General features: G+C 60.3%; 13 protein-coding genes and 1 tRNA gene. 5 read left to right on the top strand and 9 right to left on the bottom strand.

From position 1 onward, the window contains the following. Positions 1-6: 6 nt before the first annotated feature. Positions 7-489 (bottom strand): hypothetical protein, encoded by a 483-nt coding sequence (locus tag ABNT42_RS10795; protein ID WP_348696840.1) that lies wholly within the window; start codon positions 487-489, stop codon positions 7-9. 167 nt (positions 490-656) lie between these two features. Between ABNT42_RS10795 and rpsO the strand changes: the two genes are divergently transcribed. The 3 genes from rpsO to ABNT42_RS10780 all read left to right on the top strand — a co-directional run bounded on the left by rpsO (position 657) and on the right by ABNT42_RS10780 (position 3,929). Continuing rightward, positions 657-926, top strand: a complete 270-nt coding sequence (rpsO, locus tag ABNT42_RS10790; RefSeq protein WP_155434961.1) for a 30S ribosomal protein S15 — start codon at positions 657-659, stop codon at positions 924-926. 235 nt (positions 927-1,161) lie between these two features. Continuing rightward, a complete protein-coding gene (pnp, locus tag ABNT42_RS10785) occupies positions 1,162-3,279 on the top strand; it encodes a polyribonucleotide nucleotidyltransferase (RefSeq protein WP_348696837.1) in 2,118 nt (705 codons plus the stop codon). A gap of 221 nt (positions 3,280-3,500) precedes the next feature. Next, the gene (locus tag ABNT42_RS10780; protein ID WP_348696835.1) at positions 3,501-3,929 is read left to right on the top strand and encodes a DUF29 domain-containing protein; all 429 of its coding nucleotides are present in this window, start codon (positions 3,501-3,503) and stop codon (positions 3,927-3,929) included. A 56-nt stretch (positions 3,930-3,985) separates the two neighbouring features. On the opposite strand, the gene ABNT42_RS10775 is transcribed toward ABNT42_RS10780, so the two are convergent. Continuing rightward, positions 3,986-5,452, bottom strand: a complete 1,467-nt coding sequence (locus ABNT42_RS10775) for a PQQ-dependent sugar dehydrogenase (protein WP_348696833.1) — start codon at positions 5,450-5,452, stop codon at positions 3,986-3,988. Between the two features lie 113 nt (positions 5,453-5,565). On the opposite strand from ABNT42_RS10775, the gene bla reads away from it, so the two are divergent. Then, positions 5,566-6,408 (top strand): subclass B3 metallo-beta-lactamase, encoded by an 843-nt coding sequence (bla, locus tag ABNT42_RS10770; protein ID WP_348696831.1) that lies wholly within the window; start codon positions 5,566-5,568, stop codon positions 6,406-6,408. After that, complete coding sequence (locus ABNT42_RS10765) at positions 6,405-7,100, top strand: alpha/beta hydrolase (protein WP_348696829.1); 696 nt, start codon at positions 6,405-6,407, stop codon at positions 7,098-7,100. The genes bla and ABNT42_RS10765 overlap by 4 nt, the downstream gene beginning before the upstream one ends. A 6-nt stretch (positions 7,101-7,106) precedes the next feature. Here ABNT42_RS10765 and ABNT42_RS10760 read toward each other — a convergent pair. From ABNT42_RS10760 to fdnG, 7 genes are all read right to left on the bottom strand, one after another. Continuing rightward, positions 7,107-7,202, bottom strand: a tRNA-Sec gene (locus tag ABNT42_RS10760). A 44-nt stretch (positions 7,203-7,246) separates the two neighbouring features. Further along, on the bottom strand, positions 7,247-9,145 hold the full coding sequence (gene selB, locus ABNT42_RS10755) for a selenocysteine-specific translation elongation factor (protein ID WP_348696828.1): 1,899 nt from the start codon (positions 9,143-9,145) through the stop codon (positions 7,247-7,249). Further along, the gene (gene selA / locus ABNT42_RS10750; protein ID WP_348696826.1) at positions 9,142-10,626 is read right to left on the bottom strand and encodes an L-seryl-tRNA(Sec) selenium transferase; all 1,485 of its coding nucleotides are present in this window, start codon (positions 10,624-10,626) and stop codon (positions 9,142-9,144) included. Before selA ends, selB begins: the two co-directional genes overlap by 4 nt. Then, positions 10,623-11,630 (bottom strand): formate dehydrogenase accessory protein FdhE, encoded by a 1,008-nt coding sequence (gene fdhE / locus ABNT42_RS10745; RefSeq protein WP_348696824.1) that lies wholly within the window; start codon positions 11,628-11,630, stop codon positions 10,623-10,625. The genes selA and fdhE overlap by 4 nt, the downstream gene beginning before the upstream one ends. Before the next feature lie 83 nt (positions 11,631-11,713). Beyond that, complete coding sequence (locus ABNT42_RS10740; RefSeq protein WP_348696822.1) at positions 11,714-12,367, bottom strand: formate dehydrogenase subunit gamma; 654 nt, start codon at positions 12,365-12,367, stop codon at positions 11,714-11,716. Continuing rightward, positions 12,367-13,278, bottom strand: coding sequence for a formate dehydrogenase subunit beta (fdxH, locus tag ABNT42_RS10735; RefSeq protein ID WP_348696820.1), 912 nt, complete (start codon positions 13,276-13,278; stop codon positions 12,367-12,369). Before fdxH ends, ABNT42_RS10740 begins: the two co-directional genes overlap by 1 nt. A 19-nt stretch (positions 13,279-13,297) precedes the next feature. Continuing rightward, the gene (fdnG, locus tag ABNT42_RS10730; RefSeq protein WP_348696818.1) at positions 13,298-16,369 is read right to left on the bottom strand and encodes a formate dehydrogenase-N subunit alpha; all 3,072 of its coding nucleotides are present in this window, start codon (positions 16,367-16,369) and stop codon (positions 13,298-13,300) included. Between the last annotated feature and the right edge of the window lie 124 nt (positions 16,370-16,493).

The raw sequence follows: 16,493 nt of genomic DNA, 5'->3' as shown, positions 1-16,493 counted from the left end.
GGCTGCCTAGCGCAGCTGGCGTCCCTGCCGGTCGGGATCGGGGCCATTCACCATGGCCTGCACCACGCCGCTGCGGTCGAATTCGACGTGCATCATCGAATCCCATACTTTCTGCTCTTTGTAGCGATACAGCCAGACATCGCCTTCGACGCTGGAGTAATGCACCACATCATTGGGGCGACCAAAGCGGGCGAGGATGCTTTGCTTGGTGTCGTGCTTCAGCGCGACGCTGGCAAATTTCTCGCTGGTCAGCACTTGCTCGAACGAGAGCAGGCGACCATCCGGCCCCAGTCTGGCCATATAGGTCGTCTGGCCTAGCGGGCCCTGCGCATATTCCAGCATGGTGTTGCCATCCAGCGGATAGCGCCCCGTGGGCTGCCCCAGACTGGCCAGCACCGCCGCTTCACTGGAGCCAACTGGCGGGGCTTGCAGGCCTGCACAGGCGCTCAGGATGAGGGTGAATATTGCTGCAATAACAATGTTTTTCATGAAAAACCCCACGCGCCATGCAGAAGATAGAACGATTGTAGTCAAATCAGGATACAGGGGCGCGAAATTCCGTTATAATCGCGGGTCTGGTCTTCCGATCAGATTTTTTTTGAAGCTCACGGTGGGCAGGGTTCAGACTCCGCGCACCGCATGTGAAAGGTAATATCATGACCGTAGAAAACATCAACAAAGCCGCTATCATTGCGGACAACGCCCGTGGTCAAAAAGACACCGGTTCGCCAGAAGTTCAAGTTGCACTGCTGACCGCACGCATCAACGAACTGAACGCCCACTTCAAAGCACACACCAAAGATCACCACTCGCGTCGTGGTCTGATTATGATGGTTAACCGTCGTAAATCGCTGCTGTCCTACCTGAAGGGCAAAGATGCTACCCGTTACCGCGATCTGATCGCTAAACTGGGTCTGCGTAAGTAATATTGCATCATCCGGCTTAACGAAATGCCTGCGCCAGTTTTCTGACGCGGGCATTTTGTCTTTCAAGCAGGGCAAAAATTGCTAGGCAGCATACGCTCTTGGCAAGGCAGCATGGAATTCCGATTTTGTAGTTTGTAGTGCGTTGTAAAAAGCAGTAGAGGTGGCCGCGAGGCTGCCTGTGGTGAGGTGAACGACAGCCCCTGAAAATCTGTCGGCAAATAGAAAGGGATTACCCATGTTTAATAAAGTTACGAAAACCTTCCAGTACGGTCAACACACCGTCACGCTGGAAACCGGCGAGATCGCTCGTCAGGCCTCCGGCGCAGTGATGGTATCGGTTGAAGATACCGTGATTCTGGCCACCGTGGTAGCGCGTAAAGACGCCAAGCCAGGTCAGGATTTCTTCCCGCTGACCGTCGATTACGTTGAAAAAACCTATGCAGCCGGTAAGATTCCTGGCGGTTTCTTCAAACGTGAAGGTCGTCCATCGGAAAAGGAAACGCTGACCTCGCGTCTGATCGACCGTCCGATCCGTCCTCTGTTCCCAGAAGGTTACCTGAACGAAGTGCAAGTGATCATTCACGTGCTGTCGGTCAATCCTGAAATCGATCCGGACATCCCTTCGATGATCGGTGCTTCGGCCGCTCTGTGCGTGGCTGGCGTGCCTTTCAATGGTCCTATCGGCGCTGCCCGCGTGGGTTACGCCAACGGCCAGTACATCCTGAACCCGACCGTAGAACAACTGAAAACCTCGCAGATGGATCTGGTGGTTGCCGGTACCGAAACCGCCGTGCTGATGGTGGAATCGGAAGCGCAACAACTGTCGGAAGAAATCATGCTGGGCGCCGTGGTGTATGGCCACGAGCAGATGAAAGCTGTCATCGACGCGATCCATGATCTGGTACGCGACGGCGGCAAGCCAGAGGTCGAATGGGCGCCACCTGCCAAGAACGAAGCACTGATCGCCCGCGTGGCGCACTTCGCTGGCGACAAACTGTCGGCTGCCTATCAGGTGAAAGACAAGCAGGAACGTACCGCCAAGCTGAAAACCGCTTCGGCTGAAATCATGGCTGACCTGAACGCCGAAGCTGCTGCCGCTGGCACCAGCGTGGACGCTGCCGAAGTTGGCAACATCCTGTTCGAAATGGAAGCCAAGATCGTGCGTTCGCAGATTCTGGACGGTGAGCCACGTATCGACGGCCGCGATACCCGCACCGTACGTCCGATCTCGATCCGTACTTCGGTACTGCCACGTACCCACGGTTCGGCCCTGTTCACCCGTGGTGAAACCCAGGCGCTGGTCGTTGCTACGCTGGGTACCGCGCGTGACAGCCAGAAGATTGACGCACTGATGGGCGAATTCACCGACCCGTTCATGCTGCACTACAACATGCCACCGTTCGCCACCGGCGAAACGGGCCGCGTGGGTACGCCTAAGCGCCGCGAAATCGGCCACGGCCGTCTGGCCAAGCGTGCACTGATCGCTGCGCTGCCTTCGCAAGAAGAGTTCAGCTACGCTGTGCGTCTCGTGTCGGAAATCACCGAGTCGAACGGTTCCTCGTCGATGGCTTCCGTCTGCGGCGGCTGCCTGGCACTGATGGACGCTGGCGTTCCGATGAAAGAACACGTGGCCGGTATCGCCATGGGTCTGATCAAGGAAGGCGGCAAGTTCGCTGTGCTGTCCGACATTCTGGGTGACGAAGACCACCTGGGCGACATGGACTTCAAAGTGGCCGGTACCCGCAACGGTATCACGGCACTGCAGATGGACATCAAGATCATGGGCATCACCAAGGAAATCATGCAAGTGGCACTGGCGCAAGCCAAAGAAGGCCGCGAGCACATCCTCGGCGAAATGCAGAAAGCCATGCCTACCGTGAAGACCGAACTGTCGGACTTCGCACCACGTCTGATCACCATCAAGATCAACCCAGAGAAGATCCGTGACGTGATCGGTAAAGGCGGCGCCGTGATTCGCGCTCTGACCGAAGAAACCGGGACCCAGATCGACATCAGCGACGAAGGCGTGGTCACCATCGCCTCCGTAGACGCTGCTGCAGGTCAGGAAGCCAAACGTCGTATCGAAGAACTGACTGCTTCGGTAGAAGTAGGCAAGAGCTACGACGGCGTGGTTCTGAAGCTGCTGGACTTCGGCGCGATCGTGCAAGTGATGCCGGGCAAAGACGGTCTGCTGCACATTTCGCAGATCGCCAACGAGCGCGTGAACGCCGTGGCTGACTACCTGAAAGAAGGTCAGGCTGTACGCGTCAAGGTTCTGGAAACCGACGACCGCGGCCGTCTGAAACTGTCGATGAAAGCTGCTGCTGAAGAAGCAGCTGCCGCAGCACAGTAATCCTTCCGGCTCAGGCCGAAAGTAAAACCGCCGGAGCGCAAGCCCGGCGGTTTTTTTATTTTGGGGTCTATTTTGGGGTCAGGTCGGGCAAAGTGCAGGGGTCAGGTCGGGCATCGATGCAGAGCTCGCCATAACTCTAGCGTACTCTGCGCCAATGCCCGACCTGACCCCGGACTTGGAACTTTGTCGGGCCGATTCGCTCCAACTTGTCTGGAGGGAGTATGAAGCAGAACTATGAGGCGGATGTGGTGGCGTGGGCGCAGGAACAGGCGCAGCTACTGCGCAGCGGTAGGTGGCTGCAGCTCGATGTGGAACATCTGGCAGAGGAGATCGAGGATGTGGGCAAGAGCGAGCGACGTGCACTGGCGCACCGGCTAGCCGTGCTGGTCGAGCATCTCTATAAATGGCAGATGCAGCCTGAGCGGCAGGGCAAAAGCTGGCTGACCACAATACGGGTGCAGCGCCTACAGGTTCTGGCCTTGCTGGATAAAGCACCTAGCCTCAAGCATACGGCCGGACAGCCGGAATTCTGGCTGGGTGTCTGGCATGACGCGGTGCTGTTGCTGGTACATGAAACGGAGCTGGACAATATCCCTGCAGCGTGCCCATGGACGCTAGAACAGGTACTTAGGCCGGACTGGCTGCCCTGACAAGGCAGGGCAGCAGAGGGGGCAGAACTAGCCGTAACGCTAGCTCGTCGAGGTGCTTACTTGCCGTCGTAGGTGACGCGGTAGATGCGGCCACCGTAGTCGTCGGAGATCAGCATGGAGCCGTCGGCCAGCGTGACCAGATCGACAGGGCGGCCGACTACTTCTTCGCCGCGCAGGAAACCATCGACGAAGGCGGTGTCGGTGACTACCTTGCTGTTGTAGAGCGTGATCAGACGTACGCTGTAGCCGCTCTTGGTGCTGCGGTTCCACGAGCCATGTTCGGCGATGTAAGCCTGATTGCGGTAGGCGGCAGGGAACTGGCTACCCGTGTAGAAGGTCATGCCCAGCGGCGCCACGTGCGGGCCCAGTTTGGCGACCGGCGCTTCGAACTCTTCGCAGCTACGGCCATGGGAGAAGTTAGGGTCGGGTACGACGCCACCGTGGCAGTAAGGGAAGCCGAAGTGCAGGCCGGGCTTGGGTGCGATATTCAGTTCGCAGGACGGGGTGTTGTCGCCCATTTCGTCGCGGCCATTATCGGTGAACCATAGCGCTTTCGTGGTCGGGTGGAAGTCAAAGCCTACTGTATTGCGCACGCCGCGTGCATATTCTTCCAGACCGCTGCCATCGGCATTCATGCGGTAGATCTTGGCGTGCTTGGTGTCTTCCGTCTCGCACACATTGCATGGTGCACCGACTGGGATATAAAGCTTGCCGTCGGGGCCAGCTTTGAGGACTTTTTCGCCGTGCCATTTATCGTTGGGCAGTTTCACGTTGAGGACGGTGTAGGCAGGCTTGCTGGCGTAGTGCTTGTCGATCTGGTCGAAGCGGATCACGCGGCTGATTTCGCCCACGTACAGTGCACCGTTGAGCAGCGTGACGCCGATCGGATGCTCCAGTCCTTCTGCTACCGTGATGACGTCGGCCTGCTGTTTGTCAGCGCGCGGCACCAACGCATAGACTTTGCCAGCCTTGCGCGAACCCACGTAGACTATGCCGCTATCCGACACCACCATGCTGCGTGCAGCCGCCACCTGATCGGCATACACGCTGATGTGGAAGCCTTTCGGCAGCTTGAAGCCGTTCAGGTCAGGGATGTTCTGCTGGGCCTTGGCAGCAGCAATGGCGGCTGCCGTTGCTGGCGTCGTGGCACTTGCGGCGGCAACTTCGGGTGCTACGGCAGGCTTATTCGCATTGGCCGCAATATAGCCGGCCAGTTGTTCGATTTGCGCCGCGCTCAGCGTCTTGCCCCACGAAGGCATATCCTTTTCCGGCACTCCGCGCGTGATGACTTTGACCAGATTGGCTTTGGTCGGCGCGCCGTGCAGCCATTTGTGCGCACCCAGCGTCGGGCCGATAGCGCCCTGCATGGCGCTGCCGTGGCAGGCCGCACAATGGGTCTGATACAGTTGTTCGGCACTGGCGATGGTTTCGGCGGCGTGGGCAGGTGCGAGGGCGACAAACAGGGCAGGCAGCAGGGCGCTCAGGCCGGCCTGAGTAGCGCTACGCAGTGCGTATGGTTTCATGGCAGGGTTCCTTCTAAGTGAAGCCGGTATTGTGCCATGTGCGCTGAATTTCTACCTGTGCGTTGTGGAACGCTGGCATTACAATGTTGAAAATTCCTCAACCTCACTGCGCCATGAAAAAAATTCTGCTTGCTGCCTTGCTTGCCTTAGGTTCCCACGCTGCCCACGCAGACGATGACTGGAACCAGCCGCGCGATCCATTCCGCATTTACGGCAATACCTATTACGTTGGCGTGGCCGGCCTGAGCTCCGTGCTGGTGACTTCGCCGCAAGGCCATATTCTGCTCGATGGCGCTTTGCCGGAATCGCCCAAGCTGATAGCCGCCAGCATCCGCAAGCTGGGTTTCAAGCTGCGCGATGTGAAGCTGATTCTGAGTTCGCACGACCACGTCGATCATGCTGGTGGCATCGCCGCGCTGCAGCGCATGACGGGGGCAACGGTAGTGGCTAGCGCCTCGACGGCGGCTTCGCTCAAACGCGGCCGCATGGATAAGGATGATCCCCAGTTCATCGGTAATACGCCGTATGCGCCCGTCAAACACGTGCGTACGGTGGTGGATGGTGAAGTGGTGCGGGTGGGGTCGCTGGCGCTGACGGCGATGGCAACGCCCGGCCATACGGCGGGCGGTACAAGCTGGCGCTGGCAGTCATGCGAGCAGGATAGCTGCCGTAATCTGGTGTATGCCGACAGCATCTATCCGGTGCGTGGCAAGGGCTACCGCTTTAGCGATCACCCCGAGGTAGTGGCGCAGTTTGAGCGCAGCTACGCGGCACTGAACGCAGCCCCGTGCGACATACTGGTAACGGCGCATCCATCGTTCTCGGAGCAGTGGCCGCAACTGTCGTCCGGTCAGCCGGTTGCTGTAGTGGCCGGCCAGCCTAGCGCCTGCCAGAAACTGGTGGCGACCATGCAGCCAGAGCTGAAGCAGCGATTGGCCGAGGAAGCCGCTAAATGATCGTTGATTTCACCGTGCCGTTCGGCGAGGCTCTGCTTCAGGGCGACCAGTATGTGGGCGCCGATAGCAACCGCGTGCTGTACCTGCATGGCGCTGGCAACAGCAGCCGCCACGGCCACCGTGTGCTGCGCGGGGCTTTGCAGCAGCGTGGCATCGGCAGTACCTGCTTCGATTGCATAGGTCACGGTGACACTGGTGGTGCGCTGGCGCAGTCCTCGGTGGCGAGCCGCACCCGGCAGGCGCAGGCCGTAGCGGAAGCGCGCGCATTGCCGCAGCCGCTGGCCGTAGTGGGCGCCAGCATGGGTGCCTACAACGCTATCCGCATGACGCAAAGCCATGCGGTCGATGCGCTGGTGCTGATTGTGCCGGGCGTGTACACACCGAACGCTTATGAAGTGCCGTTCGGGCCGGATTTTTCTGCCGTGATCCGGCAGCCGCGTAGCTGGGCTGACAGCGATGCGTGGGACATACTGGGCCAGTTCCAGGGGCGCCTGTTAGTGATCGCCGCCGAGCATGATGCGACGATCCCGCTGGAGATACCGGAACGGCTAGTGGCCGCCGCAGCGCGGGCGCAATCGGCACAACTGCATGTGGTGGAAGGCGCGCAGCATAACTACCTGTGGGCGCTACTGGCCGAGCAGCCAGCGCGGCTGGAAGCCGCCATCGATATGGTGTGCGGGGTATTGAAGTAGCGGGGATGGCGGAAGGCAGTAAGAGTCGAACTTACAGGAGAGCGGCTGACGCCCCCCACCGGGTTTGAAGCCCGGCCCCATCACCGGATAAGTATGCCTTCCGTGCTGGTGAGATTACTGCTGCGACTAGTGCTAATGCGATGTCATTATGCGCTATAGGCCCAGACTGCGTTGGGACGCACCATGTGCACATTGCCTACGCGTCGAGTATAGCCGACCCTATCGAAGAACTCCAAGATCTGGATGGCGCGCTTGCGTCCCAGTCCTGTGGCATCGCGGAACGAGGCCGCTTGAACTTCCGGCAGGGTGGCTACCAGTCCGGCCAGTTCGGCTAGCGGCTGCGGGTGATAGAACAGGTCCGGCACCAGTTGACTGATATCGCCGCTCTTGGCCAGCTTGCGCAGCAAACGCCGTACTTCCGCTTCGGCGATGGCATGATCGCGCGCCAGATCGCGTACCCATGGCGGATCGTAGCGGCCAGCCAGCAGTGCCGCCAGCAGAGGCGCTGCAATGGTCTGTTCTTCTGCACTCAGTTCTACACTATGATCGGGCAGATGCAGGCTGCGGCCACGCTGGCAGATTTGACCTGACGCCAGCAAATTGTCGACCAGGCGGCTCCACAGACGATCTTCCATCTCGGGCGAAACGATGCGTTTCAGGCGCCACAGTTCGGGACCTGCATCGTCCGGTGCTTTTTCGTGGAAGGCTGCCAGCGCAGCGAGTATTTGCTGCTGCAGGCGCTCGGATTCGGCTGCGGCCAGCAACAGTTCGTCGCCGCCCTGCAAAGCCAGACGCAGTGTGTCGGCGGGGATGTCTAACTGTGCGGCCGGTAGCTGGGATAGGCGCACCAGCGCCGATGCGCGCAGACCGAGCGGCGAGCGCGCCAGCAGCGTGCCGCTGTCGCCGCTGTCGATGAATTCTGCCATGGCCTGCAGCCATGCCAGTCGCGCACTGCTGCGCCGTTTGCGCGCAGGGCCAAAGGGATCGAGCACCGTACCGCCGCCGATGGTGGCCGTGGCTTGCGCATTGCGGATCACGAAGCGGTCGCCTGCAACAGCATGGACGGGAGCATCGAGTACCAGCTGTACACGTGCCGTCTGACCCGGCGCCAGATATTCGCCGTCTAGCAGCACCACGTTTGCAGTGTGGTGTGCGGCGCCCAGATGCACGTGCACGGGCGACCAGGGCTTGAGCGGCTGGGCGCAATCGGACGTCAGCGTTAGCGTAGCGTCGAAGCGCTCGGAGCATTCGGCCAGTGCGGGGGCTACTACCCAGCTACCCCGGGCAATATCGTCCTTGCTCACACCACTCAGGCATAACGCTAGCCGCTGGCCGCTATGGCCAGCTTCCGCGCTGCGATTCTGGGCGTGTATGCTGCGTACGCGCGCCTGCAATCCGCTAGGTGCCAATTGCAGTACATCGCCGATCTGCACACGGCCCGCCAGTGCGGTGCCGGTGACCACGGTACCCTGTCCCTGCAAGGTGAACACGCGGTCTACGCCGAGACGGAACAAGCGGCGCTCGTCGTTGGCGGGCAAAGTCTTGGCCAACTGCGCCAGATGCTGGCGCAGTGCCTGCACACCCGCATCATTAGCAGCGCTGGCGTTGGTACGGAAGATGGCGGCATCGGAAAAAGCGGTGGGCGCAAGCAGGTTGCGGATCTCCTGTTCGACCTGTTCCAGTCGTGCCGCATCGGCACGGTCAGCTTTGGTGAGGGCTACCGCACCGCGCCGTACACCTAGCAGGCGCAGGATGGATAGATGCTCCAGCGTCTGCGGCATGATGCCGTCGTCGGCAGCGATCACCAGCAGTGCTGCGTCGATGCCGGTCACACCGGCGGCCATGGTACGGATGAATTTTTCGTGGCCGGGGACGTCGATGACGCCGAGGATGTCGCCATCGTCGAGCGGCGTGTAGGCATATCCGAGTTCAATGGAAATACCGCGTGCTTTTTCTTCCTTGAGACGGTCGGTGTCCACGCCCGTGAGGGCGCGGGTGAGCGTGGTCTTGCCGTGGTCGATATGACCTGCCGTGCCTATGATCATGCGCGCAGCAGTGCCAGTTGATCGATAAAGCGCTGGCGCTGATGCTCGTCGAGGCAGCGCAGATCCAGCCACAGCGCATCCTGTGCCACGCGGCCGATGACAGGCACGGGCAGGGCACGCAAACGCTGCTCAAGTGCGCCAAGCGGGTTGCTGGTGCGCTGACCGGCACTTTTGCTGGCAGCTTTATCTACGCTGGCGCGTATCACCAGACCATAGCTAGGCAACTGATCCACCGGCAGTGCACCGCTGCCGATCTGGCTCATCATCGCTTCGCTGTCTACCTGATACTGTGCACCCAGTGCAGCCTGCATGACGGGTGCAATCTCCTGCGCCAGCGCGTGCATGGCACTGGCAGGGCGGGTTAGCAGACGCAGCGTGGTTAGACGCTCCGGCAGCAGATCCGGTGCGCGGTACAAGGCCAGCACTGGCTCCAGTGCCGCCAGCGTCAGTTTGCCCACGCGCAGTGCGCGTTTGAGGGGATTCTTTTTGATCTGCGCAATCAGGTCGGCGCGGCCAACGATGATGCCGCACTGCGGGCCACCGAGCAGCTTGTCGCCGCTGAAGGTGACCAGATCGGCGCCACCGGCGATAGTCTCGCGTACCGTGGTTTCGTGCGGCAGGCCATACTGTTCCAGATCGACCAGCGTGCCGCTGCCCAGATCGACGGCCAGTGGCACACCGGCTTTCTTCGCCAGTGGCGCCAGTTCCGGCAGCTCCACGCTTTTGGTGAAGCCCGTGATTGCGTAATTACTGCAATGGACTTTCATCATCAGCGCCGTCTGCGGTCCGGCCGCTTCGGCATAATCCTTGAGGTGGGTGCGGTTGGTGCTGCCTACTTCGCGCAGCACAGCACCGGCGCGCGTCATGATGTCGGGGATGCGGAAAGCACCGCCAATCTCCACCAGTTCGCCGCGCGAGACAATCACTTCCTTACCCTGTGCGACGGTGTTAAGCATCAGCAGCACGGCGGCGGCATTGTTGTTGACGATGGTAGCCGCTTCGGCACCCGTCAGTTCCAGCAGCAGTTCTTCGATCAGGTTATCGCGGTCGCCCCGTTTGCCCGTTTCGATATCCCATTCCAGATTCATGGGCCAGCGCAGTGCTTCCGTTACTGCCTGCACGGCAGCATCAGGCAGCAGGGCACGGCCTAGATTAGTGTGCAGCACGGTGCCCGTCAGATTGAACACGGGGCGCAGCGGCGAACGGTTGTTGGCGCGCAGGCGCTCGCCCAGTTGCGCCAGCACGGCGGGAATATCGGGCGCAGCTGGCATGGCAGCGCCATCGCGACGACTGGCCAGCATCAGGCTACGTAGCTCGGCCAGCAGCAGGCGTGCCGTCTCCAGCGTCTGCACACGGCCAAATTCGCTTATCAGTTCTGCGCAGGCCGGATCGGACAGCAGCAGGTGAACGGCGGGCAGGCGGATAGTGCCTGCTTCCACGTTGCCGGCTTCGGTGCCTTGATTTTCAGTGCCGTTACTCATTCGGCACTGAACCATAACAGCGGGTTACCGCTGGCGCGCGCATAGCCCGCTTCGCCGACCAGTACGTCGATGGCGAGGCTGGCCAGATCGTCAGCCAGCGGATCGACGTTGTAGTCGTGCTCCTGATTGAAGATCTTGCGGTAGGTGTGGCACTCGTCGCAGGTTTCTGCGCGTGCTACCTTACTCGGATCGTTGGCTTTGCCGGTAGCGACGGGTGCATCGTCCGGCGTAGGCGCATCGGCCGCTTCCAGACTCTGGTAGGCCACCTTGGCCGTGCCTTCGCAGCAAGAGCATTTAACTCGCACCATGTGCCACTCGCTCGAGCAGCAGCTGCAATGCAGATAGCGGTAGCCTTGCGACTGGCCACCGATGCGGATCACGCTGGCGACAGGATGAGCACCGCATACAGGGCACAGGGTATTGGTGACCAGCGGCTGCACGCGGCGCGAGTCCAGCTGGGCTGCGCGCATGGTCCACATCAGTTGCAGCGCAGCGGCGACAAACGGTGCGTGCAGCGGATGTACGCCATCGGTCAGTTCGGCCAGCACGGCATCGGCACAGCCTTCCAGCTGGCCGTTATCGAGCGTGCGCAGTTCGCCCAGCACGGCGGCCATCTGCGGCTGGCCGGCAGCCAGCGGTTCCAGATGGTCGAGCAGGGCGTCGAATACGAGGCGCCACGAAGCAGGGCGCTCGCCGTTGACGGGCAGCGGCGGCATGTGATGTTCGATCGATAGGTCGATCGCAGCAGCCGGCGGCAGGGCAAACACTTCGGCCGGCAGGGATTCGGCCACGGCAGCCTGCGCATCGACCAGCGCCGCCATCAGCAGCAGATAGCCGCGCAGCGTTTCGCCGACGGGGATTCCTTTGATTTCGTTATTGGCCAGCTGGCGCAGACGCGCAGCACGGGCAGTGAACAGGGCTTTCGGCTGCGGCAGCAGCAGACGTGGAATGGCGGTGTGATCGAGTGCCTCGATCTCGCCGGGGGCAAGCAGGCGTTGTACCAAAAATCTCTCCCAGATTGCCGGCGGCGACTGCGCCGCCGGCTCCGGACTATTCTAATCCCAAACTACGGGATTAGACAGCCTGACTATTTACGCGATTTACGCGCCTCTTCTTCAAACCAGCGCGGGTGATGCTTGCGCGCCCACCCGTAGGTGACCGTGCCGCGCACCATGGCACGGATCGAACCCCGTACCCAGATACCCGCATAGATGTGAACAATGATGGCGCAGATGATGATGAAGCCAAAGGTGGCGTGCAGCAGGGCGCCCAGCCGTACCAGATCGATAGGGAAGTAACCCGAGAAGTAGGCACGCCAGATCAGCAGACCCGAAATCAGCAGACCCGTCATGCAGGCGATCAGCACGAAGAACAGCAGCTTCTGTCCGCCGTTGTAGCGGCCGGACTTGGGCAGTTTTTCCTCGTGGTTGTTGATCACGTCACCGATCTGGGCCAGCCACTCTTTGTCACCCGGCTCGAACTGGTTGTGATGCCAGAAGCGCTTCACCAGCATGGCGAAGGAGCCGAACATCACCAGCCCGATGAACGGGTGCAGGATACGCGTCCACTGGCCGCCACCGAACAGCATGGCCAGCCACGCCGTAGCCGGATGGAACATGGCCAGACCTGATAGTGCCAGCAGAATGAAGCAGATCGCCGTGAGCCAGTGGTGATTGCGCTCATCCGGCGAATAACGGTCGATCAGCGGATTGCCGTCTTTGTCGCGGTGCAGATTTTCCATTATTCGCCCTCCCGGATCCGGTTGGCTTCATTGAGTGCTTCGGTCTCTTCGTCCTTGCTGATTTCGTTAGGACCAACACGCGTGAAGTGGAACCAGCCCGCCAGCGCTGTAGCAGCAATACCTGCCAGTGCCAGCGGCTTGGTCAGCCCCTTCCACAGACCCACCATCGGGCTAATGGACGGATTGGCCTTCAGGCCGTGGTACAGGCCCGGCTGGTCCGCATGGTGCAGCACATACATCACGTGCGTGCCACCGACACCGGCCGGATCATACAGACCGGCGTTGGCATAGCCGCGCGACTTCAGATCTTCGATGCGCTCAGCTGCATGGTCTTTCATGTCCTCCTTGGAGCCGAATACGATGGCGCCGGTAGGGCAGGTCTTGACGCAGGCAGGTTCCTGTCCGACGGCCACGCGGTCCGAGCACAGCGTGCACTTGTAAGCGCGGTCGTCTTTCTTCGAGATGCGCGGAACGTCGAACGGGCAGCCCGCCACGCAGTAGCCGCAGCCTATGCAGTTCTCCTGATGGAAATCCACAATGCCGTTGGTGTACTGCACGATGGCGCCCGGTGCAGGGCAGGCTTTCAGACAGCCCGGGTCCTCGCAGTGCATACAGCCGTCCTTGCGGATCAGCCATTCGAGGTTGCCGTCGTTTTTCTCGTGTTCGGTGAAACGCATCACCGTCCACGATTGTGGCGACAGGTCGGTCGGGTTGTCATACACGCCGGTGGTCTCACCGACTTCGTCACGCAGATCGTTCCACTCCATGCAGGCGGTCTGGCAGGCCTTGCAGCCTATGCACTTGCTCACATCGATCAGTTTAGCTACCTGACCGATGACGGGCGTGCGGGCCACCGGCTCCTGCACGGTGGTGGCGGATTTGCGCTTGATATCAAGGGATTGTAAAGGCATGGTTATTCTCCTTGGGTCATCATGCTTTTTCCACTTTCACCAGGAAGGACTTGAATTCCGGTGTCTGCGAATTGCCGTCACCAACGGTCGGTGTCAGCGTGTTGATTAAGTACCCAGGTTTGGTAACCCCCTTGAAACCGAAGTGGATAGGCAGACCCACCTGATGGGTCTTTTTGCCGTCTATGGTCAGCGCCTTGATCCGCTTGGTCACCACTGCCTTGGCAATGATGTGGCCACGCTTGGAGCTGACTTTGACGCGGTCGCCGTGCTTCACGCCGATCTCGTTGCCTAGTTCCTCGCCGATTTCCACAAACTGCTCCGGCTGGATGATGGCATTCAGCTTGGCATGCTTGGTCCAGTAGTGGAAGTGCTCCGTCAGACGGTAGCTGGTGGCCACGTGCGGGAACTCCGCCGCTTTACCCAGCTTGGCGCGGTCGTTGGCGAACATGCGTGCAGCCGGATTGCTGGTGGCGCGCGCATTGTTCGGGTGCAGCGGGTTGTGGCCCACCGGCGTTTCGAACGGCTCGTAGTGCTCGGGGAACGGTCCCTCGGCCATGGCCTCACGCGAGAAGAAGCGTGCTACACCTTCTGCCAGCATGATGAACGGGCCCATACCGTTTTCCGGCGGTTCGTCGGCCTTGAAGTCGGGGATGTCCGCACCGCCCCAGTTGGTACCGTTCCACGCAATCAGCTTGCGGGTCGGGTCCCATGGCTTGCCTTTGGTGTCGCAGGAAGCACGGTTGTACAGCACGCGGCGATTGGCCGGCCATGCCCACGCCCAGTTCAGGGTCTGGCCTATGCCGGACGGATCGCTGTTATCGCGCCGTCCCATCTGGTTGCCTGCGGCGGTCCAGCTACCGGCGAAGATCCAGCAACCGCAGGCGGTGCTGCCATCGTCACGCAGTTGCGCGAAGCCTGCCAGCTGTTCGTTTTTCTTCAGGATGACTTTGGTCGGGTCCTTAGGATCGGTCAGCTCCTTGAGTGCCTTGCCGTTGTATTCCATCGCCAGTTCTTCCGGCTGAGGGCTATGCGGCTGGGCATAAGGCCAGGTCAGGTTGAGGATAGGATCAGGGAATTTGCCGCCATCCTTCTTGTACATCGCTTTGATGCGCTGGAACAGGCCGGCCATGATTTCCAGATCGCTGCGGGTCTGGCCCGGACCATCGGCGCCTTGCCAGTGCCACTGCAGCACACGCGAGGAGCTCACCAGCGAGCCGCGTTCTTCGGCGAAGCAGGTGGTTGGCAGGCGGAACACTTCGGTCATGATCTTGGTCGGATCAACCTGATGGAACTCGCCGAACGGACGCCAGAATTCCGCCGTTTCCACGGCCAGCGGGTCCATCACCACCAGATACTTCAGCTTGGACAGCGCTTCGGTAATCTTCTGCTTGTCCGGTGCCGAGGCCAGAATGTTGAAGCCCTGGCAGATGTAGCCGTTCATCTTCCCTTGGTGCATAAGCTCGAACACCTGCATCATGTCGTAAGGCTTATCCAGCTTGGGTAGATAGTCGAAGGCGAAGTTGTTCTCCTCCGTGGCCGCATCGCCCCACCAGCACTTCATGAAGCTGACGAGGAATTTCTTGGCGTTGCTGTAGTAGCTGAGCTGATTCGGCCGCAATGGCTTCAATGCGCGCTTGGCTACATAGGCATCCCATTCCTGTTCGGCTTCGCCGGGCAGGGTGAGATAGCCGGGCAGCATATTGGTCAGCAGACCAAGGTCGGTCAGGCCCTGAATATTCGAGTGGCCGCGCAGCGCATTCATGCCACCGCCAGCGATACCCATATTCCCCAGCAGCAGCTGTACCATGGCGCCCGTGCGCAGGGTTTCTGCGCCTGTCGAGTGCTGGGTCCAGCCCAGTGCGTACAGAATGGTGGCTGCGCGACCCGGTACGGCCGTCGATGCCAGCATTTCCGCGACCTTGTTGAATTTCTCCGGCGGGACGCCGCAGACTTTCTCCACCATGGCCGGGGTGTAGCGCGAATAATGCGCCTTCATCAGCTGGTACACGCAGCGCGGGTGTTCGAGCGTCGGGTCGATTTTGGCAAAGCCATCTTCGCCCAGCTCGTAGTTCCAGCTGCTCTTGTCGGTGTACTTGCCGACTTTTTCGTCGTAGCCCGAATACAGCCCATCCTTGAACGAGAAGTCCTCGCGCACGATGAACGGCAGGTCGGTGTAGTTGCGCACGTACTCGTGCTGGATCTTATCGTTGGTCAGCAGGTAGTTGATGATACCGCCGAGGAAAACGATGTCCGCACCGGTACGGGTAGGGACGTAATAGTCCGCCACCGAAGCGGTTCGGGTAAAGCGCGGATCGACCACGATCAGCTTGGCGCCGCGATGCGCTTTCGCTTCCGTGACCCATTTAAAGCCGCAAGGGTGTGCTTCTGCTGCGTTACCGCCCATGACCAGGATGACATCAGCATTCTTGATGTCTACCCAGTGATTCGTCATCGCACCACGTCCAAATGTCGAGGCAAGACCTGCCACCGTTGGACCGTGTCAAACACGTGCTTGATTGTCGAATGCCAGCATGCCGAGACTGCGCATGGTTTTATGGGTTAAGTAGCCTACTTCGTTGGTTGCAGCGGAGGCGCACAGCATACCGGTGGTGGTCCAGCGGTTGACGGTTTTGCCTTCGGGGGTTTTCTCGATAAAGTTCGCGTCGCGGTCAGCTTTCATCAGCTTGGCGATGCGGGTCAGTGCGTCGTCCCACGAGATGGGGCTCCATTCCGTCGCGCCCGGGGCACGGTATTCCGGTGCCAGCAGACGGTTTTCGGAGTGGATGAAATCGACCAGACTGGCGCCTTTCGGGCACAGCGTGCCGCGATTGACAGGGTGGTCGGCATCGCCTTCGATGTGGATGATGGTGGACTTGGCGTTTTTCGCGCCATCGCCCAGACCATACATGAGGATGCCGCAACCGACGGAGCAGTAGGGGCAGGTGTTGCGGGTTTCAGTACTGCGCGCCAGCTTGTATTGCCGGACTTCGGCCAAGGCCGTGCCCGGGGTAAAGCCGAGTAACGCGATACTTGAACCCGCGATGGCTGCGCCAGTTACCCGAAGGAACTGGCGGCGGTTCATCTGGTTCATGGGATAAGCCTTTCTTAGCTAGAGAGACTTACCAAGTTTATCACTACGGAAACGGAAGTTTTGGAACCGATTGCAATAAATGTTGCTTTTGATGCACTGCAACATGAGCAATCTTGTCGGAAAA

This window comes from Duganella fentianensis, from assembly GCF_964031615.1.
GTDB lineage: Bacteria > Pseudomonadota > Gammaproteobacteria > Burkholderiales > Burkholderiaceae_D > Rugamonas > Rugamonas fentianensis_A.
The sequence above is the reverse complement of the archived record's forward strand: the minus strand, read 5'-3'. Positions and strand labels throughout refer to the sequence as shown.